We start from the raw sequence: 23,246 nt of genomic DNA, 5'->3' as shown, positions 1-23,246 counted from the left end.
TTGGCAGCATGGCGGGCGTGACCCAAGTGACCGATCGCAGCCCGATGTTGTCCTCCGGACGCGGCAGGGCCGCCGCCCTGGCCTCCGCACTCCTGCGCGGAGCGATCGCGGCCGGCCTCGGTCTCGCCGCCCTCACCGTCGTCGTGCTGGGCCTCTGGATCAGCTCGCCGTACTCCGACGACGGCCCCGGCCTGTCGGTGCGCACGGCAGCCGCCCTCTGGCTGCTCTCGCACGGTGCGGAGCTCCTCCGGACGGACACCCTCAGCGGGGTCCCCGCGCCGGTGGCGACCGTCCCGCTGCTGCTGACCGCGCTCCCCGTCTGGCTCCTGCACCGGGCCGCCCGCGACGCCCTCGACGCGACGGATCTGGTGGACGCCGTGGAGGACCGGCCCCCGTCGGCTTCCGCCGTGTGCTGTGCGGTGGTGACGGGTTACCTGCTGGTGATCGCCGGTGCGGTGGCCTCCGTGCGCTCCGGGCCGTTGCGCGTGGACACCGGTGATTCGGCCACCCTGGCGTTTCCGCTCGTGGCGGTCGTGGCAGGCGCCGCGGCCGCCGGGGTGTGGACGGCGTCCGGCCGCCCGATGGGCGCCACTCCGTCCTGGGCACCGCTGCGGGTCCAGGAAGCGGTGGCCAGAACCCTCTTCCGCGACCGGGCCGAAGCGGCGACCCGGTCGGCGGCGGCGGGCATCGCGGTGCTGCTCGGCGGCGGTGCGCTGCTCGTCGCCGTGGGGCTCGTACGGCACCGGGCGCTGACCGCAAAATCGTTCCTGGCGCTCTCCGACGACCTGTCCGGCCAGATCGCAGTGCTGCTCCTCGCGCTGGCGCTGGTACCGAACGCGGCGGTGTGGGCGGCCTCGTACGGACTCGGGCCCGGGTTCTCGCTCGGTACGGGGGCCACGGTCGCTCCCCTCGGTTTCCACGGAGATCCCGCGCTGCCCCGGTTCCCCCTGCTCGCCGCCCTGCCGGACCCGGGTCCCGGAACGGCCGTCGACGGGTTGGCCGGTGCGGTCCCGCTGATGGCGGCCGTCGCGGTCGCCTGGTTCACCGTACGGAGAGCGGCCCCACGCGACGGAGCACGCGAGGAGGCGTGGAACGCGGGGGAGACCGCCCTGGTCACCGGGCTCGCGGCAGTCTGCTGCGGTGCGGGCACGGCAGCCCTCGCGGCACTCTCGGGCGGCCCGATGGGCACCCGGGCCCTGGCCGAGTTCGGACCCGTGTGGTGGACGACCGGAGCCGCCGCCGTGATCTGGACCGCGGTGCTCGGTGTGCCGCTCGCGCTGCTGATGCGGATCTGGCGGCTGCGGGAACGGGCGTGGGGCTGGCGCTCGGAGACCCCGGACGCGGTGCCGGTGGTGGGTTTCGCGGGACACCGCGGACGTACGGGTACGGCGGCCGGGGCGGCGGCACGGCCGGTGCAGGCGTTCGGTGCGTGGCGGTCCGACCCGTTCCCCGGAATGCTCCTCGCGCCGCCGGCCGGGGGCACCACGGCCGAGGAGGTCGCGGCTGCGCCGCCCACGGACGCGGCCCTTGCCGGAGCCGGGCGGGCCTGGTGGAAGCCGCGTCTCCCGCGCCGGAAGACCGAGGCGCCGGACGCCGGACCGGCGACACCGACCGTGCCCGTCGCTCCGGCCGCTCCGACTGTTCGTGTCGCCCCCGTCGCCCCCGTCGCTCCGGCGGAGCGGGTGATCCCGGAACCCGGCCCGACGCCCGCCCCCGACCTGGATCGCGCGGACCCGGAACGTGTGGCGGACCCGGACCACTCCGCGGACCCGGAGCACGCCGCACACACGGCCGGTCCGACCGAGCGGAGGCCGGAACCGCAGCCGGAGCCGGAGTCGGAGCCGTACGACCCTCCGTACCGGCCGGAGCCCTCCGGTCGGCCGACGAACGAGGGCTCCGGGCCGACGACGGACGGCGCGGCAACCTGAGGTTGCCGCGCCGTCGCGCCCCCGTCCCCCCACGCCGAGCGGGTGGCACCGGGGGGGTGCCGCGATCGTTCGATCACGGGGGCGGCGCCGTGGCCGTACGGGTCAGCTGGCGCTGCAGGAGACGGTGGGCCAGGTCCAGGCGCCGTTGGCCTGAATCGTCACGCCGAAGTTGTTGCCGCTGCCGTTCGGTTTGGCCACCAGCTGCTGGGCGCTCGGATAGCTGGCACCGATGTTCCAGGTGGAGAGGACCTTCTCGGGCGAGGGGACGTTCATGGTCACGGTCCAGTTGCTGGAGCCGGTCACCGCGACGTTGAGGTTGTAGCGGTCACTCCACTTGTCCCCTGCGGAGAGCGTCGCGGTGCATCCGCCGGTACCGCCCCCGCCGGTGCCACCCCCGCCGGTGCCACCGCCGCCGCCGGTGGAGTCGAGGGTGATGTTGGAGTTGCCGCTGCTCTGGTACCCCTCGGTGGCGAGCACCATGTAGTTGAACGCCCCCAGGTTCATGCCCTTGCCCGCCCAGGCGTCGAAGTGGTTGCCGGTCGTGATGGTGCCGCCGGTCTTCTTCGACTGCCGGACACTCCAGTACTGCTTGAAGGTCTTGGTCCCCTCGATCGACGGGGCGTTGGTCCGCGTCGTCTCGTAGATGTCGTACGTACCGCCATCGCTGGTGACCGTGCCCTTGAAGGTGCCGGTGGGCCGGTAGGTGCCCCAGTTGTCGACGACGTAGTACTCGACGAGCGGGTTCGTGGTCCACCCGTAAAGGGCGAGGTAGGCATTTCCGGACGGGTTGAAGGTGCCCGAATAGTTCACGCTCCGGCGCCCGCCGGTGCTCCAGCCCTTACCGGCGACGAAGTTGCCGACGTTGCTCCACGAGGTGCTGTAGTTCCCGCCGGACCCGAGGTTCATGGAGACCGATCCGCCACCGTCGGACCAGTACGAGTAGTAATAGCCGTTGTTGGTGCCGGTCTGGTTCGTGGTCACCGTCGTGTCGGCGTTGGCGGTGCCGGGCAGGATCAGCGCGGTCACCGCCGCGGCCAGCGCGAGAGCTCGGCCGAGGAGCCGGAAGCGGCCGGGGCCGCGCCTCCTCGAACGGGTGGTGCCTTCCGTCGTGTACATGCTTCCTCCTTGTGCGGACTGGCCGGGAGCCAGGTGGCGGGAGATCGCCCCGTCCCACGAATGTCATGAACGCGTCAGAAAGTGAGCCGTGTCGGGGTAGGGGGCGACGCGGCGGGGTGGAACGTTCCTGGCGCGGCCCAGGGCCGGGACGGGTGAGTCGTGCGGGTGCCTCGCATCAACGGCCTGTGAGGCCGGTCAGCGACGCCAGTGTTGATTCGGCGCTCTTGGGTGTCAATGGTTTCGACATGTCACGCGAAAAACTTTTCCGATGGGGAGTAAGCCCGGAGTGGTATCAGTCCAGGTCGGACTGAGTTCTCTCTTCCGACCGGGAAGAGGCGAGGGGATAAGGCCCGGATATCCGCTGGGAGGGAGGGCGAGGAATGCGAAACATATCGAAAAAGTTTCGGCAGCGCGAAAGGCGCGAAAGGCCGACAGGTGGTGTGCGGCGGTGCTCCGTCGAGTGGATCCCAAGCCGGCCCCGGACGCGCGGACGGGACCCGGGACGCGCGGACATGACCTCGGACGGGACGGGCGGAAGCCGGTGGACCGGGTGGGTGCGGAGAGGTGGCAGTGGGTCGGATCAGGTCAACGGCTTGAAGAGGTGGACGTCCGCGTGGCCGCCCGGAATGCCCAGGGTCCGGCCGGTCTCGACGTACCCGTGGCGCTGGTAGAAGGCCGGGGCCTGGAAGGTGAAGGAGGAGACCGTGGCGCGGTCGCAGCCGCGACGCCGCGCCTCGTCCTCGGCGGCCCGCAGGATCGTTTTGCCCCACCCCGCCCTGCGGCTCTCTTCCCGGATCCACAGCATCTCGATGCCGAGGAGCCCTCCCCAGGTCCACGCGTCCAGCCCGCCGACGAGGGCGCCGTCGTCGTCCGTGACCTTGACCGAGAGGGTGCCGCGTTCGGCCCCGGCGGTGTGCGCGTCGTTGAAGGCGACCAGGCCTTCGGTCAGCCGGAGGGCGAGTTCGGCGTCACGGCCTCCGACGGTCAGGGTCGGGGCGGAGTCGGGTGTGGTCGTCACCGGCGGAGTGTCTCACCGCGCGCCCTCCCGACGCCGGGCCGGGGGAGGTTCTCCGACCGGGCGGAGGGGCGGGCGGGAGGGGTGCTGCGGCGGCGCGGCTCCTCGCGAGCGCGCGGTGGCCGGATCTCGCCCCTCGCGCCACCGGCCCGGCCCCTCGTCGGGAGCCGGGCCGGTTTCCGTGCCGAAGCCGGGTCAGTGCTTGACGCCGAAGAGCGGTTCGAGGGGGTCCGGAAGGAGGTCGTTGCAGGCCAGCGCGCTGGAACGGGTCAGGGCGTCGTCCACGCAGGTGTAGTAGTCGCGGTAGACCAACTCCACGGTGAACGTCCCGGCGACCATGACCAGCGCCAGCAGCGCGGTCACCAGACCGCTGACCGCCGCCGTGGTCTGCGGCTTGCCGGCGGAGCCCGGCGGTACGGGACCGGGTACGGGCCGACCGGCCGGAGCGCTGCCCGGCTCCGGGGCGCCGGCGGCGGTCGGGGCCGCCGTAGCGGCGGATGCCGCCGCACCGTCGGCCGGGACCGGCGGCTTCGGGTCGGCGCGCAGCGAACTGATCGCCCAGTACGTGCCGAGAGCGCCGAGCAGCAGGGCGATCTCGGGGAAGCCGAAGAGGACGAAGAAGAAGGCCCACATGCCGCTGAGCACCGCGTAGCGGGCGCGGCGCTGGGCGGGGTCGGTGGGGTCCCACCGCATGGAGCCCCGGCCGCCCCCGGGCCGTTCCGGGCCGCCGGAGGCGCCGGGCCGGCGGCCGAAGTCGCCGCCCTCGCGGCCGGGCTGCCGGTCGCTCCACTGACTGCCCCAGACCGGACGGCTGTCGGGGGGGCCGCCGCCCGTTCCGTCGCCCCCGCCCTGGGGGTCCTGGCCGGTTCGACCGTCCTGGCCCTGCGGGTGGCGGGGCCGCCACGGCTGGTCGGGCCGGCCCTGCGGAGGCGCCGCGAAGGGGTTGTCGTCGGACGGCGCGGCGGGCGGGCCCTCGGCCGGGTCGGGAGCGCCCTGTCCCCCGGACGCGCCCGGCGAACCCGAGGTGTCCGAGCCTCCCCGCGGGGAGGGCTGCTGCTCCCGCAGCAGGGCCGTGGGCATCGCCGGAGCACCCCAGCTCAGCGGTGAATCCGGCGACGCGGGCGACGGTGAGGCCGGCGAGTAGGCCGACCGTGCGGTCAGCGCGGAGAGGCGCGGGAGGTGCGGGAGGTGCGAGGGCTGGAAAGCGCGGGAATCGGTGCGGCGGCGTCGGTCCGGCATGTGGTGAACGTCTTCCCCATCTCGTCGTTTCCGCCCGTCGGACGGTTCGCGTCCCCTGACGCTACCTCCCGGCCCCGCCCCCGTCCCGTGGGGGCCGCCGGGTGTGCCGGTATCGTTGCCGACGGCCGGTTCGTTCGTAGGGTCCCCCGTACCGCAGGGCGGTCCCCTTTCGTAGGACCGCACAAAGAGTTCCGAAGCTCCCCGAGCTCCGCCCGCACATCGCAGGCGCGTCACCACGCGAGAAAGGGCCCAGCCGTGGCCTCGCCCACCTCAGCCGATCCGGCCCGTACCGCCGATCCGGCCCGACTGGTCGTGCTGGTCTCCGGTTCCGGCACCAACCTCCAGGCCCTGCTCGACGCCATCGACGGCGATCCCGGGGGGTACGGGGCCCGGGTCGTCGCGGTCGGCGCCGACCGGGAGGGCATCGTCGGTCTGGAGCGGGCCGAGCGGGCCGGCATCCCCACCTTCGTCTGCAAGGTGAAGGACCACGCCACCCGCGAGGAGTGGGACGCCGCGCTGGCCGCCGCCGTCTCCGCGCACCGGCCGGATCTCGTCGTCTCCGCCGGCTTCATGAAGATCGTGGGCAAGGAGTTCCTCGCCGCCTTCGGCGGCCGGTTCGTCAACACCCACCCCGCCCTGCTCCCCAGCTTCCCCGGCGCCCACGGAGTGCGTGACGCACTCGCGTACGGCGTGAAGGTCACGGGGTGCACCGTCCACTTCGTCGACGACGGCGTCGACACCGGTCCGATCATCGCGCAGGGCGTGGTCGAGGTGACCGAAGAGGACACCCCGGAGGGCGAAGCCGCTCTCCACGAACGCATCAAGGAAGTCGAGCGCAAGCTGCTCGTCGAGGCCGTGGGGCGGATCGCCCGTGACGGCCATCGCATTGAGGGACGAAAGGTTCATCTCGGTCATGTCGGTGCTTAAGCCCATCCGCCGCGCCCTGGTCAGTGTCTACGACAAGACGGGGCTGGAAGACCTCGCCCGCGGTCTGCACGAGGCGGGCGTCGAGCTCGTCTCCACCGGCTCCACCGCCGGAAAGATCGCCGCCGCCGGCGTCCCGGTCACCAAGGTCGAGGAGCTCACCGGCTTCCCCGAGTGCCTCGACGGCCGCGTGAAGACGCTCCACCCGCGCGTGCACGCCGGCATCCTCGCCGACCTGCGCCTGGACACCCACCGCGAGCAGCTCGCCGAGCTGGGCGTGGACCCCTTCGACCTGGTGGTCGTCAACCTGTACCCGTTCAAGGAGACCGTCGCCTCCGGCGCATCCGCCGACGAGTGCGTCGAGCAGATCGACATCGGCGGCCCGTCCATGGTCCGCGCCGCGGCCAAGAACCACCCGTCCGTGGCCGTCGTCACCAGCCCCGAGCGGTACGCCGACGTCCTCGCCGCGGTCAAGGACGGCGGCTTCGACCTGACCGCCCGCAAGCGGTTCGCCGCCGAGGCCTTCCAGCACACCGCCGCCTACGACGTGGCCGTGGCCTCCTGGTTCGCCGCCGACTACGCCGCCGCCGACGACTCGGGCTTCCCCGACTTCTTCGGTTCGACCTACGAGCGCACCAACGTGCTGCGCTACGGCGAGAACCCGCACCAGCCGGCGGCCCTCTACACCTCCGGTACCGGCGGCCTCGCCGAGGCGGAGCAGCTGCACGGCAAGGAGATGTCCTACAACAACTACACGGACACCGACGCCGCGCGCCGGGCCGCGTACGACCACGCCGAGCCGTGCGTCGCGATCATCAAGCACGCCAACCCGTGCGGCATCGCCATCGCCGACGACGTCGCCGAGGCGCACCGCAAGGCGCACGCCTGCGACCCGCTCTCCGCCTTCGGCGGCGTCATCGCCGTCAACCGCCCGGTGACCGTCGCGATGGCCGAGCAGGTCGCGGAGATCTTCACCGAGGTCATCGTCGCCCCGGCGTACGAGGACGGCGCGGTCGAGGTGCTCGCCCGCAAGAAGAACCTCCGCGTGCTGCGCTGCGAGGGCGCCCCGACCGCCCCGGTCGAGGTCAAGCCGATCGACGGCGGCGCGCTGCTCCAGGTCACCGACCGGCTCCAGGCCGACGGCGACGACCCGGCCAACTGGACCCTCGCCACCGGTGAGGCGCTCTCCGCCGACGAGCTGAAGGACCTCGCCTTCGCGTGGAAGGCGAGCCGCGCGGTCAAGTCCAACGCGATCCTGCTCGCCAAGGACGGCGCCTCGGTCGGCGTCGGCATGGGCCAGGTCAACCGCGTCGACTCGGCCAAGCTCGCCGTCGAGCGCGCGGGAGCCGAGCGGGCGCGGGGCGCGTACGCCGCCTCCGACGCCTTCTTCCCCTTCCCCGACGGGCTGGAGATCCTGACCGCCGCGGGGATCAAGGCCGTGGCCCAGCCGGGCGGATCGGTCCGCGACGAGCTGGTGATCGAGGCCGCGAAGAAGGCCGGCGTGACCATGTACTTCACCGGTACGCGCCACTTCTTCCACTGAGTCCCACCCGGTCGTCGGCACGACCACCGCACGGCCCGCCGGGACTTCCCGGCGGGCCGTGCGCGTACCGGCCCGGTCCTCGCCCCCGGCGCCGGCTCCGGACGAACGGCCCCGGACGGACGGCCCCGGCACGAGGCGTACCCCGCAGATCGCCTCTCTGTTCTAATGGATCGCTCGTCCGAAGGGGTGCGCGTGGCCGGCCGCGCGCCCACGGGGCTGTCCGATCGGCGTGCACGACTCGATGCGAACCGGTGGGTGAATCCATTGCGGATGGGGAAAACCGCGCTCGGCCCGGACGACGGGGCGCGAAGCCGCTCAGGCAGTCCCGTCCCGGCCCAGGAGACGGCGCGCCCGCCTTCGGAGGGGACCGCGCAGGCGGAGCCCGCGCAGGCGGAGCCCGCACCGGCCGGGGAGACCGGCTCCGCGGCGCGCCCCGACCGGATCCCGCTGCGCCCGTACCTGATCATCGGTGCGGCCCTCTGCGCCGTGTACTTCCTCTACGCCTCCTTCCAGTACGCCCGCTTCGACTCGCCCTCCTGGGACCTCGGCATCTTCGAGCAGGAGGTACGGGCGTACGCCGGCTTCCACGCCCCGGTCGTCGACATCAAGGGCCCCGGCTACCTGATCCTCGGTGACCACTTCTCCCCGGCGGTGGCGCTGCTCGTCCCGCTCTACTGGATCTGGCCGTCCGCCGTCGCCCTGCTCTTCGCCCAGGCCGCCCTGTTCGCGCTCTCCGCCGTCCTCGTGGGACGCACCGTCCAGCAGGTCCTCGGCGGCCGGTACGGGCCCTGGGTCACGGTCGCGTACGGCCTCTCCTGGGGAATTCAGGAGGCGGTGAAGGCCGACTTCCACGAGATCGCCCTCGCCGTCCCGCTGATCGCCCTGGTCTGCCGGGCGCTGCTCACCGAACGCTGGTCGGCCGCCGTCCTCTGGGCCCTGCCGCTGGTCCTGGTCAAGGAGGACCTCGGCCTCACGGTGGCCGCCGTCGGGCTGGTCCTCTTCGTCCTCGGACAGCGGTTCCGGGGCACGCTGCTCGCCGTGACCGGCTGCTGCGCCTTCGTGCTCACCGTCTTCGTCCTCATACCGGCGGCCAGCAGCGCGGGCGGCTACGACTACTGGAAGAAGATCGACACCGACGGCCGGCAGCACGTCTCCACCCTCGACGCGGCGCTCGGCGCGTTCGGCTCGCCGGTCAAGATCGAGATGCTGGTCTTCCTCTTCGGCATCACCGCCTTCATGGCGTTGCGCTCACCGCTGGTGCTGCTCGTCCTGCCCACTCTCGGCTGGCGGCTGCTCTCCCAGGACGAGAACCACTGGGGCATGGTCTGGCACTACAGCGCCGTCCTCATGCCGATGGTCTTCCTCGCCATGGCGGACGGCATCCGCCGCAGCCGTACGTCACGGAGGCCCTGGCTCGTCTCCTTCGCCCACGTCGCCGTGCCGGTGACCGTGGGCATCGCCTTCGCGATGACCCAGCACCTGCCGCTGCGCGAACTCCTGCGCCCGGAGACCTACCGTGCCGACGCCCGGACGTACGCGGCACGCGAGGCGATGGAGGCGATTCCGGTGGGCGCCCGCGTCGAGACCGACATCGCGCTGATGGCCCACCTCACCGCCGACCGGACGGTCTACTGGATCGGCGGAGCGCCCGGGACCGCCCCGGACATCGTCGCCTTCAGCATGGACGCCGACTGGGCCCGGTCGATCCAGGACCCGGCGGTGTACGCGACGCAGCTCCACCCGGAGGCCACCTACCGCCTCAAGCTCCGCACCGGGAGCTACGTCGTGGTGGAACGGATCCCGCCGACGACGGGCTGACCGGGGCCGGTGTCCCCGGCCGGGGGCGTGGACCCCCGGCACGACGAAGGCCGTGCGCCACGGATCGTGGCGCACGGCCTTCGTGCGAAGCGGGCGCGGGGCGGGCCGGACCGTACCGGAACCGGCCGGGCACCACCCCACGGCCTCAGTACTGCTGCGGCTGCGTCCGGCGGTTGAACCAGGCTCTGCCGTCGGCGTTGGCCACGAAGACGGTGACCAGGATGGCGAGCACCGTGTAGACGAGGCCGACCCCGAGGAACGGGTAGATGCCGAGGATCGCCGTCACCACGGCGAAGACGATCGTGGTGATGCGCAGGCCGTTGCCGCCGCTGCCGAACTTCACCGCGAGGACGATGGCGAACACGCCCCACAGCACGGCGAAGGCGGTGAGGGCCCACAGCACGCCGCCCGAGTAGTCGGCGAGCTGCTGGAACTGCACGTCCTCCTCGAGGGAGGCGTCGTTCTTGGCGGCGCTGACGGCGGCGGCGCCGATGGCGAAGATGACCGCGCCGATCAGGCTGAGTCCGCCCATGACGTAGAGCAGGACGCGGGAGGCCTTCACCCCGCCCGGCATCACGCTCGGTGCGCCGTTGAAGTCACCCTGGCCGTACGGGGCCTGCGGGTAGCCGTACCCCTGCTGGGGGACACCCTGCGGGGCCTGGGGGTAGCCGTATCCCGGCTGCTGACCGCCGGACGGCGGTGTGCCGTAGGGGCTGTTGGGTTCGCCGAAGCTCATGGCGAGGTTCCTCCGTTGCGATGGTGCGGGGACGGCGCGGCCCGCGCGGAGGAATTCGCTGCGCAAATGAACGGTTCGTTCCCCCCGGCACTGTCCGCGTTGCTGCGCGCTTCATCGTCGTGCCGATGGCCGGTTCCTGTCCACCCGATCGGCGTAGTAGTTGTGCAAGTGCAATCTTCCGCGTCCGCCCACCGGACCCGAATTGGTACCCGGGTGCGTTCATCCGCGAGGATGGGGGCATGACTGCCCAGATTCTCGATGGCAAGGCCACCGCAGCCGCGATCAAGTCCGAACTGACCGTCCGCGTGGCGGCTCTCAAGGAGCGGGGCGTCACGCCCGGCCTGGGAACCCTCCTCGTCGGGGACGACCCGGGGAGCCGGTGGTACGTCAACGGCAAGCACCGCGACTGTGCCCAGGTCGGCATCGCCTCCCTCCAGCGCGAACTCCCCGACACCGCCACCCAGGAGGAGATCGAGGACGTCGTCCGCGAGCTCAACGCCAACCCGGAGTGCACCGGTTACATCGTGCAGCTCCCGCTCCCGAAGGGCATCGACACCAACCGGGTGCTGGAGCTGATGGATCCGGCCAAGGACGCCGACGGGCTCCACCCGATGAGCCTCGGCCGCCTCGTCCTCAACGAGACCGGCCCGCTGCCCTGCACCCCGCAGGGCGTCGTCGAGCTCCTCCGCCACCACGGCGTGGAGATCAACGGCGCGCACGTCGTGGTCGTCGGCCGCGGTGTGACGATCGGCCGCTCGATCCCGCTGCTGCTGACCCGTAAGTCCGAGAACGCCACGGTCACCCAGTGCCACACCGGCACCCGCGACCTCTCCGCCCACCTCAGGGAGGCCGACATCATCGTCGCCGCCGCCGGGGTGCCGCACATCATCAAGCCCGAGGACGTGAAGCCGGGCGCCGCCGTGCTCGACGTCGGTGTGAGCCGCGACGAGAACGGCAAGATCGTCGGAGACGTCCACCCGGGCGTGGCCGAGGTCGCCGCCTGGATCTCGCCGAACCCGGGCGGCGTCGGCCCGATGACCCGCGCCCAGCTGCTGGTGAACGTCGTCGAGGCCGCCGAGCGCGCCGCCGCCGAGGCCGACGCCCCGGCCGCGGGCTGACCCGCCGATGGCTGCTGCTACGAGTCCGGCCGGCCCCGCCCGCCGTGACGCGCGGGACCGGGGGGACGCGGAGGCCGCCGACCACGCCGGCGGCCCCTCGGAGAGCGGGCCGGAACCGGCGCCGCAGGACGGGGCACCGCCCCGGAAGTCCCGGCGCTTCTCGCTGACCCGGGACACCGCCCGCCCCGAGGGTGGCGGCCGTGCGGCGTCGAGCGACGCCCCCGCGCCGGCCCGGCAGTGGCCGCTGCTCACGGTGCTCGTGACGGCGGCCCTGGGGCTGCTGCTGGTGGCGACCGACCCGTTCGCCGAGGCGTTCCGGATCGGTTCGCTGATGATCGGTGCGGCCCTGCTGATCGGGGCCGTGCTGCGCTGGGCGGTCCCCTCGGTCGGCATGCTGGCCGTCCGGTCCCGCTTCACCGACCTGGTGACGTACGGGGTGATGGGCGGGCTGATCGTGCTGCTCGCGCTGATGGCCCAGCCGGGGCCGTGGGTGGACATCCCCGTCCTGGAGGACGCGGTCCACTTCACGATCCGCTGAGCCGCGCCGGGCGGTCGGGGGGTGTCCGTCCCTTCCCCCGACAGGGACGGACACCCGGGGGCCTACGGGGCGGTGCGGCCCCGGCGGGCGGCGAAGCGACGCCGTCCGCGGCCCGCTCCCAGAGTCATGGACACGACCAGGTGGAGCAAGGAACGGCCTCCCCCTGTGGCACGGAAGTGACCATTCCGGCACTGTGTGACCGCCGTGCGACAGTCCGCGACGGGCCGGTCCCGGTGGCAGGTCCGCCCGACGCCGTACCGGACGGGGCCGGACGGCCCCCTCGGGCACGGAGAGTCTGTGGGCCGGGACACAGGGGGGCGGGCGGTCGGCGGGGCGGGGGTCGGATAGCCTGACCGACGGATATCTCTTCACATCAAGATTCAGGGATGTCCAGCTCCAGGGGCCAGGAACCCCCACCGCCAGCTGTCTAACGGAGATCGCCATGACCCGCACTCCCGTGAATGTCACCGTGACCGGCGCGGCCGGCCAGATCGGCTACGCGCTGCTCTTCCGCATCGCCTCCGGCCACCTGCTCGGCCCGGACGTGCCGGTCAACCTGCGTCTCCTGGAGATCCCGCAGGGCCTCAAGGCCGCCGAGGGCACCGCGATGGAGCTCGACGACTGCGCCTTCCCGCTGCTGCGCGGCATCGAGATCACCGACGACGCCAACGCCGCGTTCAACGGCGCCAACGTCGCGCTGCTCGTCGGCGCCCGCCCGCGCACCGCCGGCATGGAGCGCGGCGACCTGCTCTCCGCCAACGGTGGCATCTTCAAGCCCCAGGGCAAGGCCATCAACGACAACGCCGCGGACGACATCAAGGTCCTCGTCGTCGGCAACCCGGCCAACACCAACGCGCTCATCGCGCAGGCCGCCGCCCCTGACGTACCGGCCGAGCGCTTCACCGCGATGACCCGCCTCGACCACAACCGCGCGATCTCGCAGCTGGCCGCCAAGACCGGTGCCGCCGTCTCCGACATCAAGAAGCTGACGATCTGGGGCAACCACTCGGCCACCCAGTACCCGGACATCTTCCACGCGGAGATCGCCGGCAAGAACGCCGCCGAGGTCGTCAACGACGAGGCGTGGCTGGCCGACACCTTCATCCCGACCGTCGCCAAGCGCGGCGCCGCGATCATCGAGGCCCGTGGCGCGTCCTCCGCGGCCTCGGCCGCCAACGCCGCCATCGACCACGTGTACACCTGGGTCAACGGCACTGCCGAGGGCAACTGGACCTCGATGGGCATCCCCTCGGACGGCTCCTACGGCGTCCCCGAGGGCATCATCTCGTCCTTCCCGGTCACCACGAAGGACGGCGCGTACGAGATCGTCCAGGGCCTGGACATCAACGAGTTCTCCCGCGCGCGCATCGACGCGTCGGTCAAGGAGCTCGTCGAGGAGCGCGACGCGGTCCGCGGTCTCGGCCTGATCTGAGCCGGAGGGCCCCGGCCCCCCGCACGTCCCGAGCGCCCGTACGGCATCAGCCGTGCGGGCGCTCCGGCGTGTGCGGGAGCGCCCCCGGCGCGTGCGCGGGCACGCTCGCCCTGCGAGGCGGCGTACGGAACCGCCTGCGGGCGGCGGAACCTGACGCATCATCACCTCGCGTCACCGACCAACTGCCGCTACATTGGCGTCCCTTCCCACGCGACCCCTGCGGCATCGAGCCGGGGCCGCCCATCGAAAGGGTGCCGGTGTCCGTGACCTCCGTGCCGTCGCAGGAGCCCCGCGGCGGGGACGAACCGCGCGCGAGGCCGCCGGTCCATCCCTCGGGCAGCGAAGCCTGCCGGCTGCTCTGCGCCGGGGTCCACCACGACGAGGCCTTCCGCGACGCGGTGATCGACCACCTCTACGTCCGGGAGAACCGCATCGTCGCCCCGTCCGCGGGCTTCGACGCGACGCGCGTCCTGGCCCACGCCCTGTGGGCGCGGAAGACCCGGCTCCAGTGGGCGGCGGGCGTGCTGGCCTGCTGGGTGCTGGCGGTCTACGTCACCCGTGGCGTCTTCCTCCTGCCGGCCATGGCGGCCGTCTACATCGGTCTCGCCCGGGCCGTACGGGGAACCTCCGCCGAGCCGCCCTTCTACCGGGTCTTCCCGGCCCTGTTGATGCGCTGGTACGGACGCTTCTTCCTCGTCGCGTTCCTGGTGGTCGTCGGCGGCGCCCTCTTCGGCGGCACCGTCGACTGGTTCGACGACGGCGACTCCTCCTCCTACGACTCCTCCTACTCCTACGACTCCAGTGGTTCGTACGGTTCGTACGAGTCGGACGACGGCTTCTCCGGCAGCCTCCTCGGTGTGTTCGTCCTCGGGCCCAGCCTCCTCTCCGGGCTCCTGGAGGGAATGCCCGCCTCACTGCCGTGGCTCTGCCTGCTGGCCTTCGCCGGCATCGCCGCCCTCCTCGGTCTCCAGCGTGACCAGTGGGCCCGGCTGATGGGTACGTCTCTCTCCCCGCAGCACTTCGCCGACCCCTCCGCCGACCCGGCCGAGCGGTCCGTGAGTGGCCGGTTCCGCCGGCTCCGCGACCGCATCCGCGTCGAGCAGCACTCCCCGCTGATCATGTACAACGAGGCCGATCCGTTCTGCGGGAGCGGCGACACCCGCCGGGCGTGGAACCTCTCCGTCGAGCTCCGCTCGCGTACGGACACCGAGGCCGAACCCCTCGACAACGCGACCATCCTCCGCCGCATCGTGCCGCTGCTCGAAGGACTGCGGGTGCCTTCCCCGCACGGCTCGCCGCAGGCCGCGGAGGCGGTGCGGGACCGGCTGCGCGAACTCCAGGTCGACGAGTGCGTCTTCCTCCCGGTGCGGGGGCTGCCGAGGCGCCAGGACGCCCCGTACGGGCCCGAGGGGTTCGAGACGCACCGGCGGGCCGCCCTGGAGGAGGGCGGCGAAGGCCGTCGCCACTTCCTGCGGATCAGGGTCGGGGGCTGGGGCGAGGAGGTCGTCGTCACCGTCTACGTCCGGGTCCACACCCAGGGCGGGATGCTGATGCTGGAGGTCGCCCCGCACCTGTTGAAGCCGCTGCTGCCGTACTTCCGGGACGCGGACCTGATCGCGCACCAGCACCGCAACAACAACTGGTTCGGCAAGGCGTACTGGGCGGCCGGCCGCGTCCCCGACTCCCTGGTGGGGTCCCTGACGACGCTCTTCAAGACAGCCGCCGGCGTCCGGCGTCAGCTCACCGAGGGCTTCGGCGGAGCTCTTCCGGAGGGGCCCGGCCTCTCGGTCCGGGAGCTCGCCTCGGACGCCGGGTCCGCGCTCTTCCAGGAGATGGACGTCGACCGCTACCTCAAGAGCATCGAGGACCGGGTGACCAGCGGGGTACGGCTGGCGTTGCGCGAAGCCGGCTGGCAGACCGACGAGTTCGAGCAGAAGATCATCCAGGTGGGGGCGGGTGGAGTCTTCATCGAGTCCGCGGTCGACAGCGCGATCGGCATCGGCGACCACAACACCGTCACCAGCGACCGGACGCGCGCGGAGCGACGCGACGCCCCGGACACCCCGCCGGACCTCGGGCCGGGCGGCGCGCTCCGGTCGGGACCGGACCGCGACGCCGGCGGACCGGCGCCCGAGCCGCACGCCGCCGAGGGCCTGAAGAAGTGACCCGCTCCACCGGAGGGAGATGACCATGGGAAGCACGGACGGGCAGCAGAGGCCGCCGGCCGGTGTCCGCATCGGTTCCGTGACGGGCAGTGCGTTCGCCATCGGCGACCACAACACCGTGACGCAGAACCGGAATGGCGCGCCGGTCGCCGAGGACCAGGCGGAGTTGCTGCGTACGGTCAAGGAGTTGCGCGCGGACCTCGCCCGCTTCGTCGCGACGGACGCCACCGGGCGCCTGGACACCGAACTCGCCGTGGTGGCCGAGGAGATCGAGGCCGGCGGCGCCGCCGAACCCGGGCGGCTCGTCCGGCTCCGGGACGCCATGGAGGCGGCCGGCGTCTTCGTCGCCACGCTGGCGTCGGGTGTCGCGGTCGGCCATGAACTCACGGCACTGCTGGGAGGCTGACCGATGACCGGGGGCGGCGCACCGCGCTGGAACGACGAGGCACAGAGGTGGGAGACCGGGGACCACACCCCCCGGGCCGCCCCGCCACCCCTGCCGGACTCCCCACCGGTGGCACCGAGTCCGGCGGTACGGATGCGGTACCCGTCCCCACCGCCGGGCCCGCCGCAGCCGCCCGGACCCCCGCGGGCGGAGGACGGCCCGCCGCATTCCGGGTACGTCTACGGGCCGGACGGGCGGGGCGGCTTCACCGACGGCCTCCCCGGCGGGTTCGTCGGCGGGTTCGTGGGCGAGGTCGAATCCGGGGACGGCGGCGGGGCCACCGAGGAGGGCGTCGGCACCCGGTGGCAGCGGTTCACCCCGCTGACCGCCGGGCTCGCGGTCGGCGTGCTCGCCGCCTGCACGGCCGCCCTCTGGTTCACGCTCGCCCAGGACCCCGCCCCGAACCCCGCGGCGCGGGGAACGTCGGCCTCCGGCTCCGCCCTCACGGTGGAGACGTCCGGAGGGGAGGGCACCGGCGGGGAGTCCCCCGCCGAACCGACCGGTGAGGGCCCGGCCCCCACCGACGAGGAGACCCCGGCGTCGGCCGCCCCCGGGTACACGGCCGTGGACGACCCGAGCGGTTTCACCGTCGTCGTGCCCGAGGAGTGGCAGGACCGCACCGACGACGACCACGGCGTCTACTACACGTCGGCGGACGGCACCGCACTGCTCCAGATCTGGCGGGTCACCGGGGTCACCACCGCCCTGGACGCGGTCCACGCCGCCTCCGACAGCCGCAGCGCCAGCCCGGGTTTCCAGGAGATCAGCGTCGAGTCGGTGGACACCCCGGACGGCAGCGACGCCGCCGAACTGGTCTACGCCTACGACCACGAGGCGACCGGCACCCGCCGCAAGGTGGTCGACCGGGTCTTCACCGCGTCGGACGGCGGGCTCTACGCCCTCCTGGTCGCCGCCCCCGACACGCAGTGGCCGCTCCACGAGGAGATCCTCGACGAGGCGGTGGCCGGTTTCGACCCGTACGGAGCGGGCCTCTGACGGCCTCGGGACCGGTAGGCCCGCAGGGGCATTCCGTTGAGGTCGTCGTCTGCGACCCGGGGCCGGAACGGCGCGAGGTCCTGCCCGTCCTGTCGTGGCAGCCGCGTGCTCTCGCGATGACGGGGGCCGGGGCTCGGAGGAGGAGCTGCCGGTCGACTCGCGGGAGGACAGCGCTGTCCATCAGCAGGTCACGCAGGTGAGTGACGGCCCGCCAGGGGTTTCCTGACGCCGCCCGTCATGGGGGAGCGGGACACTGCCCGTGGCCGGGCCCTGGAGGAGCCGGACGACGTTGGGATCGCGCAGACCGTTGAGTCGGCTCTTGGGCCGGTCCATCTCCAGCAGGTTCCTGACCAGCGGCAGGAACACGGGTGCGACGCGGCCGGTGCCGTCGTCGAGGAGGCGGGCGAGCGTGTCGGCGAAGGTGCAGTGTGCGCAGAGGGGTCCTCCGAGCAGCAGCCCTCGGGCGCCGCAGGAGCGACGCCCGACGATGACCGGCCCGCACAGACGTGGGCCCGGCCTCCTCGGGGGAGCCGGGCCCAGGACCTTCTGGTGGGTTGGATTCAGTTCACGGTGAAGAAGTAGTCGTAGGGCGCCAGCTGAAGGCCCGAGCGGGTCGTCGCGTAGACCGTGAGGTCATGCCAGCCGTCCGTGGCCGGGCTCCAGTCGATGCTCGCGGTGTGGTCGGCGCCCGCGGGGACCGTCACCTCCGGGTCACCGTTGTTGAAGGTGTATGTGTAGCTCACGACATCCTTCACCCGGGGCGTGAACGTGAAGGTGCCCGGGACGTCGATGCCACCGCCCGAACCGTTCTCCGGGTAGGTGACCGAGGAGACACCGGGGGTGGTGTCGAAACTGATACCCCACCACGCTGTGTCGCTCACCCATCCGTTGGCACTCCTGCTGCTCACCTGGAGGTTCTCGCTGTAGAGGCCATCCAGCGCGAGCTCCACCGTCGCGGTGCCGTCCGGTCGTGCCGTGACGTCGAAAGTCCTGTCGGCCTGACCTCCGAGGGTCTTGACGGAGTAGCTCACGACAGGGCTCTTCGCCTGCAGCCCGGGGTCGGGGCGGAACGTGAACTCGGCCGGCTGACCGAACTCGGGTTCCGGGACCGCCGGTGAGATGGTGGGCGCCGTGGACGTGACTCGGAAGTCGTACCTCGCGATTCCCGACCCGTTGTAGGCGCGGTCCAGACTGCGCACCCACAGCGTCATCGGACCGGAGCCGGTCGGCGGCACCAGACTGAGCGTGGTCGAGCCACCGAGCGTGTTGGCGCGCTTGAAGTACTTCGTATCGGCGTACGGGTCGACGGGCTGCGGAATGCCGTGGTCACCGATACTCGTACCGATGACCGGCAGGCTCTGCTGCCAGGAGAACTCGAAGCCCTCGACATCGTCGGCGCCGTTCGCACCGAGGGTGAACTCGACCGGCTCGCCGCCTTCGTTCCATGCCTCGGATGCGTAGTTCGACGAGGTGATGGAGGGAACATTCGCCGGCTTGCTGTTGTCGACGGTGACGTAGCAGGGGGTTGACCAGTCCGAGACGGCGGCCCCTGCCGCCGTCTGCGCCTGCCACGCGTAGCTCTGCCCGTCGGCGAGCGCGCTTGCCGGAAGTGTGGCGGGAGCCTCGAATCCGGGGGTGGCGTAGTCGCGGGTGACCGTGGTGATCTCCGAGGGATCGGCTACCGGCCAGACCTGGTACCGCACGCTGACGCGAGCGCCTCCCGTGGTTTCTGTGACTCCGGGGATGCCTTCCACCAGCAGGCCTTCGCGAGCTCCCTGGTACGAAGGCTGCTCCGCGTCCGTCGCGCAGTGCCTGTACCCGTTGAACAGATGAGTCGGCGGGGTGAGCGTCGCATCGACCGCGTTCGCCGGGGTTGCGGCGCCGGCCAGTACCACGGCTACAGCTCCCAGAGAGGCGAGCACCGCACGCGGTATCGCACTGAAGGACATGGTCACGTGATTCCTCCCGTTGATCGCACGCAGGGTGCCCGATGGGCACAGATGTGCGAGCGGCAAGCGCATGCTATCTGTGTGTCATCGCCTGGCGCGCAGGATTTGATCAGTCGAGCGAGGGTTGCCCGGCCCGCCGATAGGCGCTCCACGACGCCCCCCGTACGAGGACTCCCGACGGTGCCGTCGCGACTCCCAGGTCGAGCTGGACGTGGACGACGACGAGTGACGAGCGGGTCGGCGAGCGCAGTACTCCTCAGGGCGCTGCCTGCCGCTCACCGGCCGTTGGCCCGGAGGGTCGCCACGGCGGAGACGGTGACGTAGCCGCGCCATTCGAGCGTTGCGGCTTCGGAGTGGCTGGTGAAGTCCACGGCCCACCCACCGTCGGCTTGCTGTCCGGCCTCCAGACGGTCCAGGTCGTGGGCGACAGCGTCGTCGTCCACCAGGGCACGGACTGGGCGGCCGGGCTCCGGCGCGAAGTCGAGGAGGTGCAGGGTTTCGCCTTCGGAGCCTCCCGCGACGGGAACGGCGCCGTCGGCGGGCACGTACCGGTGGAGGCACTGCAGGAGTTCGGAGGCCTCGGGATGGGTGTCAGCGGTCGCGTCGAGAAACTTGAGGGCGAACGACAGGACGTAGGCGAACGGAGCCTCGTCCAACCGGTCGATCTCGTCGAAGCAGTAGCGGGTCACCCGTGCCAGCCAGGGATGCTCCCTTGCCCGGTCATCGGACCGGGCGACGCGATGAGCCTGGGCGGCGACTCCGGCGGTGATCTGCAACGACGACGCTCCAGGATCGGTCTCGACCCAGAAAGGCGCACAGGCCACCGGGTTGGCGACCGGCAGCGCGAAGGGCAGGCCCCCGTCAGGCAGGGTCACCGAGTCGAGCCAGTCGAAGAGCCTGACCGTCGCGGGGGCCGCCCCCGGGCCGGCGTCACCGATTGCTTCCAGCGCATGCAGGGCCCCGGCCGGCTGGCTCTCGGGGGCGCGCAGGTCGGGTTCGATGCCCCACCCGTACCCGCCGTCGCCATTGCGGTAGCCCTCCACCGCGGCGAGCACTGCCTCCCGGTTCGCGGGATTCGCCTCTCCGGTGAGCAGTGCGAAGCGGCGTCGGTCCAGAACACGTCCGTGCGCCGCCAGGAATGCGGCCGCCCGACCAGTATCGATACTCATGTGTCCCACGCTGTCACGCGCACGGCGTGATGGTCTTGGACGAATCGGCCGGCCGGGCGGCGGCTCGCGGCAACCCGGCCGCACGGTCGGCCGCTGTCAGGCCACGAGTTCACCAGGCGTCACTCCGGCTAGACGCCGAGCGTGGCGGTTCAGATGGGACTGATCGACGTAACCGGCCATCGCGGATGCCTCGCCGAGCGGTGTACCGGACCGGGCGAGACGAAGTACGTACTGGAGACGGTGGATCGACGCGAGCGTCTTCGGGCCGTACCCGAACACCTTGTCGCAGACGCGACGCAGAGTTCGTTCCGGGAGACCGTGCAGGTCCGCGATGTCGGACACGCTCAGGCCGGCTCTCGCGGCGCGATCCAACGACGCCGCACGACGCAGGGCAGAACGTTCGGGTGCGGCCCGCTCCCGGAGCGTGACGAACAGGTGCTCCAGCGCGGCGGCCGGATCGGCGAGGGCGGTATCGATGACCGGTGCCGGCACCGCGACCAGATCGCTCAGATCGAAGCGCTGGTCGGCCAGCTCGCGCGCGGGTACACCCAGCAACGCGTAGGCCATGCCCGGCGCCAGCTTCAGGCCCCAGGTCACCCCACCGTTCTTCGATGAGGAGATCATCGCGGTGGTGTCGGCACCGGCGAACAGGAACCGGTCTTCGGACCACATCAGGTCCATGACTCCGTCGGGCAGGATACGCATGTCACCGGGAGCGGCCTCGACCCGCCACAACATCGCTCCCGTGCGAAGACCACGCCTCGCCCTGTAACTGCTCGTGCTCATCATCTCCCGTCGATGCGTCCCGATCCCAGGCTGCACGCGCTCTGCGGACCGCGGCTACGCCGACCACACGCCCTGTCGTCAAACGTGCGGATGACGACAGGTTAGATGGGTGTCCATGGAACCCATGGCCTCCAGAGCCTGGCGACGACTCGGATCCCATGAGATCCGCTGGCGGTCGACGACAGGGCCGGATGACGTCCTGGGGCCGATGAGGCAGGACGCCCACAGGGTGGGCGCGTGATCGGGCCGGTCGCCCGACCCGGGCGGGAGGGGTCAGTGCGCGCCCGGGGTGTAGTGGCCCGGGACCATGCGGGTGCTCACGGCGAAGCGGTTCCAGCCGTTGATCACGTTGATCGCGGCGACCAGGTGGGCGAGCTCCGTCCCGTCGAAGTGCTCGGCGGCCTTCTCCCACACCTCGTTGGGCACGAACCCGTCGGTGAGGACGGTGATGGCCTCGGTCAGCTCGATCGCCGCGATCTCCCTCTCCGTGTAGAAGTGCCGTGACTCCTCCCACGCGCTGAGCTGCACGATCCGCTGGACGGTCTCACCCTGGGCGAGGGCGTCCTTGGTGTGCATGTCGAGGCAGAAGGCGCAGTGGTTGAGCTGCGAGGAGCGGATCTTCACCAGCTCGCCGATGACCGGGTCGAGCCCCTTACGGGCAGCCGCGTCCAGCCGGACCATGGCCTTGTAGACGTCGGGGGCGAGCTCCGCCCAGTTGATGCGGGGGGTGTGCTCGGGGGCGTACTCGGACGGGGCGTGGGTGTGGTTCCGTGTCGTCATGACCACCACGCTACGGCGCGGGTGGACCCCGGCTATGGTCCACTTCCATGACGGATTCCTGGGCCACTTTCGGAGCCGACCTGCACCTCGCACCGCACGTCGGCGGTCTTCGTCACGGGCTGATGGAGGCGTTGCGGGACGCCGTGCGCACGGGAAGGCTGAAGCCCGGCGTCCGGCTCCCCTCCTCCCGGGCACTCGCCTCGGACCTCGGGGTCGCGCGGAACACGGTGGCCGACGCGTACGCGGAGCTGGTCGCCGAGGGGTGGCTCACGGCCCGCCAGGGATCGGGCACCCGGGTGGCGCAGCGCACCGAGCCGGGTGGCGGCACCCCGGTCGTCCGCAGGTCGCCGCCGGCCCGCCGCCCGCCCACGTACAGCCTCGTCCCCGGCCAGCCCGACCTGGCCTCCTTTCCGCGCGCCGCATGGCTCCGCGCCTCGCGCCGCGCCCTCACCGCCGCCCCCGACGAGGCGTTCGGCTACGGAGACCCGCGCGGGCGCCCCGAGCTGCGCACCGCCGTCGCGGAGTACCTCGGCCGGGCGCGCGGGGTCCGCGCCGACCCCGGACGGGTGGTGATCTGCTCGGGCTTCATCCACGGACTGCGCCTGGTGGGTACGGTGTTGGGGCAACGAGGGGTGCGTGAGGTCGCCGTCGACTCGTACGGACTCGACTTCCACCGCAAGGCGCTGGACCAGGCCGGACTGCGCACCCCCTGCGTACCGATCGACGAGTGCGGCGCGGTGGTGGCCGCGCTGGGACGGTGGAGCGAGGCGGGGGCCGTGCTCATGACGCCCGCGCACCAGTTCCCGACCGGAGTCCCGCTCCACCCGGACCGCCGGGCGGCGGTCGTCGACTGGGCGCGCGCCACGGGCGGGCTGATCATCGAGGACGACTACGACGGTGAGTTCCGGTACGACCGTCAGCCGGTCGGCAGTCTCCAGGGACTCGACCCCGACCGGGTCGTCCACATCGGCACGGTGAGCAAGTCCCTCGCCCCGGGTGTCCGGTTGGGCTGGATGGTGGCGCCCGCCGCCCTGGTGCGGGAGCTGGCCGACGCCAAGGGCCACTCCGACTGGACGACGGGTTCCCTGGAGCAGCTCACCCTCGCCGAGTTCATCGCCTCGGGCGCGTACGACCGCCATGTGCGGGCGATGCGGCTGCGCTACCGGCGCCGGCGGGACCAGCTCGTCGCCGCCCTCGCCGAACGGGCCCCGGACATCAGGATCAGCGGCATCGCGGCCGGACTGCACGCCGTCCTCGAACTCCCCGAGGGCACCGAACGCTCGGTGATCTCGGCCGCCGCCTTCCAGGGGCTGGCGCTGGAAGGCCTCTCCTTCTTCCGCCACCCGGACGCAGACCGGGAGCGGGACGCGCTGGTCATCAGTTACGGATCCCCGTCGGACAGCGCCTGGAAGGGAACCCTGGACGCGCTGTGCCGGGTGCTGCCGTGAGGGAGGCGGGGCGTCCTGCGATGTCGTCCGGAGGCGGCGTACCCGCTGTGCGCCGCCACCGCCACGATCACGTGCCGCCGGACCCACCCGACACCGGATCC

At 72.1% G+C, this 23,246-nt stretch carries 20 protein-coding genes; 11 read left to right on the top strand and 9 right to left on the bottom strand.

The window, feature by feature from the left end; translation table 11 throughout:
- The first annotated feature begins 8 nt into the window (after nucleotides 1–8).
- Nucleotides 9–1,928, top strand: coding sequence for a DUF6350 family protein (locus tag PZB77_RS11460; RefSeq protein ID WP_275492479.1), 1,920 nt, complete (start codon nucleotides 9–11; stop codon nucleotides 1,926–1,928).
- A 102-nt stretch (nucleotides 1,929–2,030) separates the two neighbouring features.
- Here the strand turns inward: PZB77_RS11460 and PZB77_RS11455 are convergent, their stop codons facing one another.
- The 3 genes from PZB77_RS11455 to PZB77_RS11445 form a co-directional block, all read right to left on the bottom strand.
- Nucleotides 2,031–3,044, bottom strand: a complete 1,014-nt coding sequence (locus PZB77_RS11455) for a glycoside hydrolase family 11 protein (RefSeq protein WP_275492478.1) — start codon at nucleotides 3,042–3,044, stop codon at nucleotides 2,031–2,033.
- 580 nt (nucleotides 3,045–3,624) lie between these two features.
- A complete protein-coding gene (locus PZB77_RS11450; protein WP_275492477.1) occupies nucleotides 3,625–4,062 on the bottom strand; it encodes a GNAT family N-acetyltransferase in 438 nt (145 codons plus the stop codon).
- A gap of 192 nt (nucleotides 4,063–4,254) precedes the next feature.
- Entirely contained in the window at nucleotides 4,255–5,298 is a 1,044-nt protein-coding gene (locus PZB77_RS11445) for a hypothetical protein (RefSeq protein WP_275492476.1), read from the bottom strand.
- Between the two features lie 255 nt (nucleotides 5,299–5,553).
- Between PZB77_RS11445 and purN the strand changes: the two genes are divergently transcribed.
- The 3 genes from purN to PZB77_RS11430 all read left to right on the top strand — a co-directional run bounded on the left by purN (nucleotide 5,554) and on the right by PZB77_RS11430 (nucleotide 9,583).
- Nucleotides 5,554–6,225: a phosphoribosylglycinamide formyltransferase gene (purN, locus tag PZB77_RS11440; RefSeq protein ID WP_275492475.1), complete on the top strand. Its 672-nt coding sequence runs from the start codon at nucleotides 5,554–5,556 to the stop codon at nucleotides 6,223–6,225.
- Entirely contained in the window at nucleotides 6,212–7,765 is a 1,554-nt protein-coding gene (gene purH, locus PZB77_RS11435; protein WP_275492474.1) for a bifunctional phosphoribosylaminoimidazolecarboxamide formyltransferase/IMP cyclohydrolase, read from the top strand. The genes purN and purH overlap by 14 nt, the downstream gene beginning before the upstream one ends.
- A 270-nt stretch (nucleotides 7,766–8,035) precedes the next feature.
- Nucleotides 8,036–9,583, top strand: a complete 1,548-nt coding sequence (locus PZB77_RS11430; protein ID WP_275492472.1) for a DUF2079 domain-containing protein — start codon at nucleotides 8,036–8,038, stop codon at nucleotides 9,581–9,583.
- A gap of 145 nt (nucleotides 9,584–9,728) precedes the next feature.
- On the opposite strand, the gene PZB77_RS11425 is transcribed toward PZB77_RS11430, so the two are convergent.
- Nucleotides 9,729–10,319, bottom strand: coding sequence for a proline-rich domain-containing protein (locus PZB77_RS11425; protein ID WP_275492471.1), 591 nt, complete (start codon nucleotides 10,317–10,319; stop codon nucleotides 9,729–9,731).
- Nucleotides 10,320–10,558: 239 nt separating this feature from the next.
- On the opposite strand from PZB77_RS11425, the gene PZB77_RS11420 reads away from it, so the two are divergent.
- From PZB77_RS11420 to PZB77_RS11395, 6 genes are all read left to right on the top strand, one after another.
- Nucleotides 10,559–11,437: a bifunctional methylenetetrahydrofolate dehydrogenase/methenyltetrahydrofolate cyclohydrolase gene (locus PZB77_RS11420; protein WP_275492470.1), complete on the top strand. Its 879-nt coding sequence runs from the start codon at nucleotides 10,559–10,561 to the stop codon at nucleotides 11,435–11,437.
- A gap of 7 nt (nucleotides 11,438–11,444) precedes the next feature.
- The gene (locus PZB77_RS11415; protein WP_275492469.1) at nucleotides 11,445–11,975 is read left to right on the top strand and encodes a DUF3017 domain-containing protein; all 531 of its coding nucleotides are present in this window, start codon (nucleotides 11,445–11,447) and stop codon (nucleotides 11,973–11,975) included.
- A gap of 442 nt (nucleotides 11,976–12,417) precedes the next feature.
- Complete coding sequence (locus PZB77_RS11410) at nucleotides 12,418–13,407, top strand: malate dehydrogenase (RefSeq protein WP_275492468.1); 990 nt, start codon at nucleotides 12,418–12,420, stop codon at nucleotides 13,405–13,407.
- Between the two features lie 263 nt (nucleotides 13,408–13,670).
- Nucleotides 13,671–15,572, top strand: coding sequence for a hypothetical protein (locus PZB77_RS11405; RefSeq protein WP_275492467.1), 1,902 nt, complete (start codon nucleotides 13,671–13,673; stop codon nucleotides 15,570–15,572).
- Nucleotides 15,573–15,591: 19 nt separating this feature from the next.
- Entirely contained in the window at nucleotides 15,592–15,978 is a 387-nt protein-coding gene (locus tag PZB77_RS11400; protein ID WP_275492466.1) for a hypothetical protein, read from the top strand.
- Between the two features lie 3 nt (nucleotides 15,979–15,981).
- Nucleotides 15,982–17,013, top strand: coding sequence for a serine/arginine repetitive matrix protein 2 (locus PZB77_RS11395; protein ID WP_275492465.1), 1,032 nt, complete (start codon nucleotides 15,982–15,984; stop codon nucleotides 17,011–17,013).
- A 180-nt stretch (nucleotides 17,014–17,193) separates the two neighbouring features.
- On the opposite strand, the gene PZB77_RS11390 is transcribed toward PZB77_RS11395, so the two are convergent.
- From PZB77_RS11390 to PZB77_RS11370, 5 genes are all read right to left on the bottom strand, one after another.
- Complete coding sequence (locus PZB77_RS11390) at nucleotides 17,194–17,379, bottom strand: hypothetical protein (protein WP_275492464.1); 186 nt, start codon at nucleotides 17,377–17,379, stop codon at nucleotides 17,194–17,196.
- Between the two features lie 194 nt (nucleotides 17,380–17,573).
- The gene (locus PZB77_RS11385) at nucleotides 17,574–18,962 is read right to left on the bottom strand and encodes a hypothetical protein (protein WP_275492463.1); all 1,389 of its coding nucleotides are present in this window, start codon (nucleotides 18,960–18,962) and stop codon (nucleotides 17,574–17,576) included.
- 275 nt (nucleotides 18,963–19,237) lie between these two features.
- Entirely contained in the window at nucleotides 19,238–20,131 is an 894-nt protein-coding gene (locus PZB77_RS11380; protein ID WP_275492462.1) for a hypothetical protein, read from the bottom strand.
- A 96-nt stretch (nucleotides 20,132–20,227) separates the two neighbouring features.
- Nucleotides 20,228–20,869, bottom strand: coding sequence for a helix-turn-helix transcriptional regulator (locus tag PZB77_RS11375; protein WP_343299900.1), 642 nt, complete (start codon nucleotides 20,867–20,869; stop codon nucleotides 20,228–20,230).
- A 321-nt stretch (nucleotides 20,870–21,190) separates the two neighbouring features.
- Nucleotides 21,191–21,697: a carboxymuconolactone decarboxylase family protein gene (locus PZB77_RS11370; RefSeq protein ID WP_275492460.1), complete on the bottom strand. Its 507-nt coding sequence runs from the start codon at nucleotides 21,695–21,697 to the stop codon at nucleotides 21,191–21,193.
- 47 nt (nucleotides 21,698–21,744) lie between these two features.
- Between PZB77_RS11370 and PZB77_RS11365 the strand changes: the two genes are divergently transcribed.
- Nucleotides 21,745–23,145: a PLP-dependent aminotransferase family protein gene (locus PZB77_RS11365; protein WP_275492459.1), complete on the top strand. Its 1,401-nt coding sequence runs from the start codon at nucleotides 21,745–21,747 to the stop codon at nucleotides 23,143–23,145.
- Nucleotides 23,146–23,246: the final 101 nt, after the last annotated feature.

The sequence above is a fragment of the Streptomyces sp. AM 2-1-1 genome, assembly GCF_029167645.1.
In the GTDB taxonomy this organism is placed as follows: domain Bacteria; phylum Actinomycetota; class Actinomycetes; order Streptomycetales; family Streptomycetaceae; genus Streptomyces.
This window is presented reverse-complemented; position numbering and strand designations above follow the sequence as displayed.

Bases quoted from the DNA above. Each gene is read 5' to 3' on its own strand.
- PZB77_RS11410 (WP_275492468.1), top strand. From the start codon at position 12,418: ATGACCCGCACTCCCGTGAATGTCACCGTGACCGGCGCGGCCGGCCAG.
- PZB77_RS11455 (WP_275492478.1), bottom strand. From the start codon at position 3,044: ATGTACACGACGGAAGGCACCACCCGTTCGAGGAGGCGCGGCCCCGGC.
- PZB77_RS11380 (WP_275492462.1), bottom strand. From the start codon at position 20,131: ATGAGTATCGATACTGGTCGGGCGGCCGCATTCCTGGCGGCGCACGGA.
- PZB77_RS11365 (WP_275492459.1), top strand. From the start codon at position 21,745: ATGACGGATTCCTGGGCCACTTTCGGAGCCGACCTGCACCTCGCACCG.
- PZB77_RS11445 (WP_275492476.1), bottom strand. From the start codon at position 5,298: ATGCCGGACCGACGCCGCCGCACCGATTCCCGCGCTTTCCAGCCCTCG.
- PZB77_RS11425 (WP_275492471.1), bottom strand. From the start codon at position 10,319: ATGAGCTTCGGCGAACCCAACAGCCCCTACGGCACACCGCCGTCCGGC.
- PZB77_RS11460 (WP_275492479.1), top strand. From the start codon at position 9: ATGGCGGGCGTGACCCAAGTGACCGATCGCAGCCCGATGTTGTCCTCC.
- purH (WP_275492474.1), top strand. From the start codon at position 6,212: ATGTCGGTGCTTAAGCCCATCCGCCGCGCCCTGGTCAGTGTCTACGAC.
- PZB77_RS11400 (WP_275492466.1), top strand. From the start codon at position 15,592: ATGACCATGGGAAGCACGGACGGGCAGCAGAGGCCGCCGGCCGGTGTC.
- PZB77_RS11370 (WP_275492460.1), bottom strand. From the start codon at position 21,697: ATGACGACACGGAACCACACCCACGCCCCGTCCGAGTACGCCCCCGAG.
- PZB77_RS11395 (WP_275492465.1), top strand. From the start codon at position 15,982: ATGACCGGGGGCGGCGCACCGCGCTGGAACGACGAGGCACAGAGGTGG.
- PZB77_RS11415 (WP_275492469.1), top strand. From the start codon at position 11,445: ATGGCTGCTGCTACGAGTCCGGCCGGCCCCGCCCGCCGTGACGCGCGG.
- PZB77_RS11420 (WP_275492470.1), top strand. From the start codon at position 10,559: ATGACTGCCCAGATTCTCGATGGCAAGGCCACCGCAGCCGCGATCAAG.
- PZB77_RS11385 (WP_275492463.1), bottom strand. From the start codon at position 18,962: ATGTCCTTCAGTGCGATACCGCGTGCGGTGCTCGCCTCTCTGGGAGCT.
- PZB77_RS11375 (WP_343299900.1), bottom strand. From the start codon at position 20,869: ATGTTGTGGCGGGTCGAGGCCGCTCCCGGTGACATGCGTATCCTGCCC.
- PZB77_RS11430 (WP_275492472.1), top strand. From the start codon at position 8,036: ATGGGGAAAACCGCGCTCGGCCCGGACGACGGGGCGCGAAGCCGCTCA.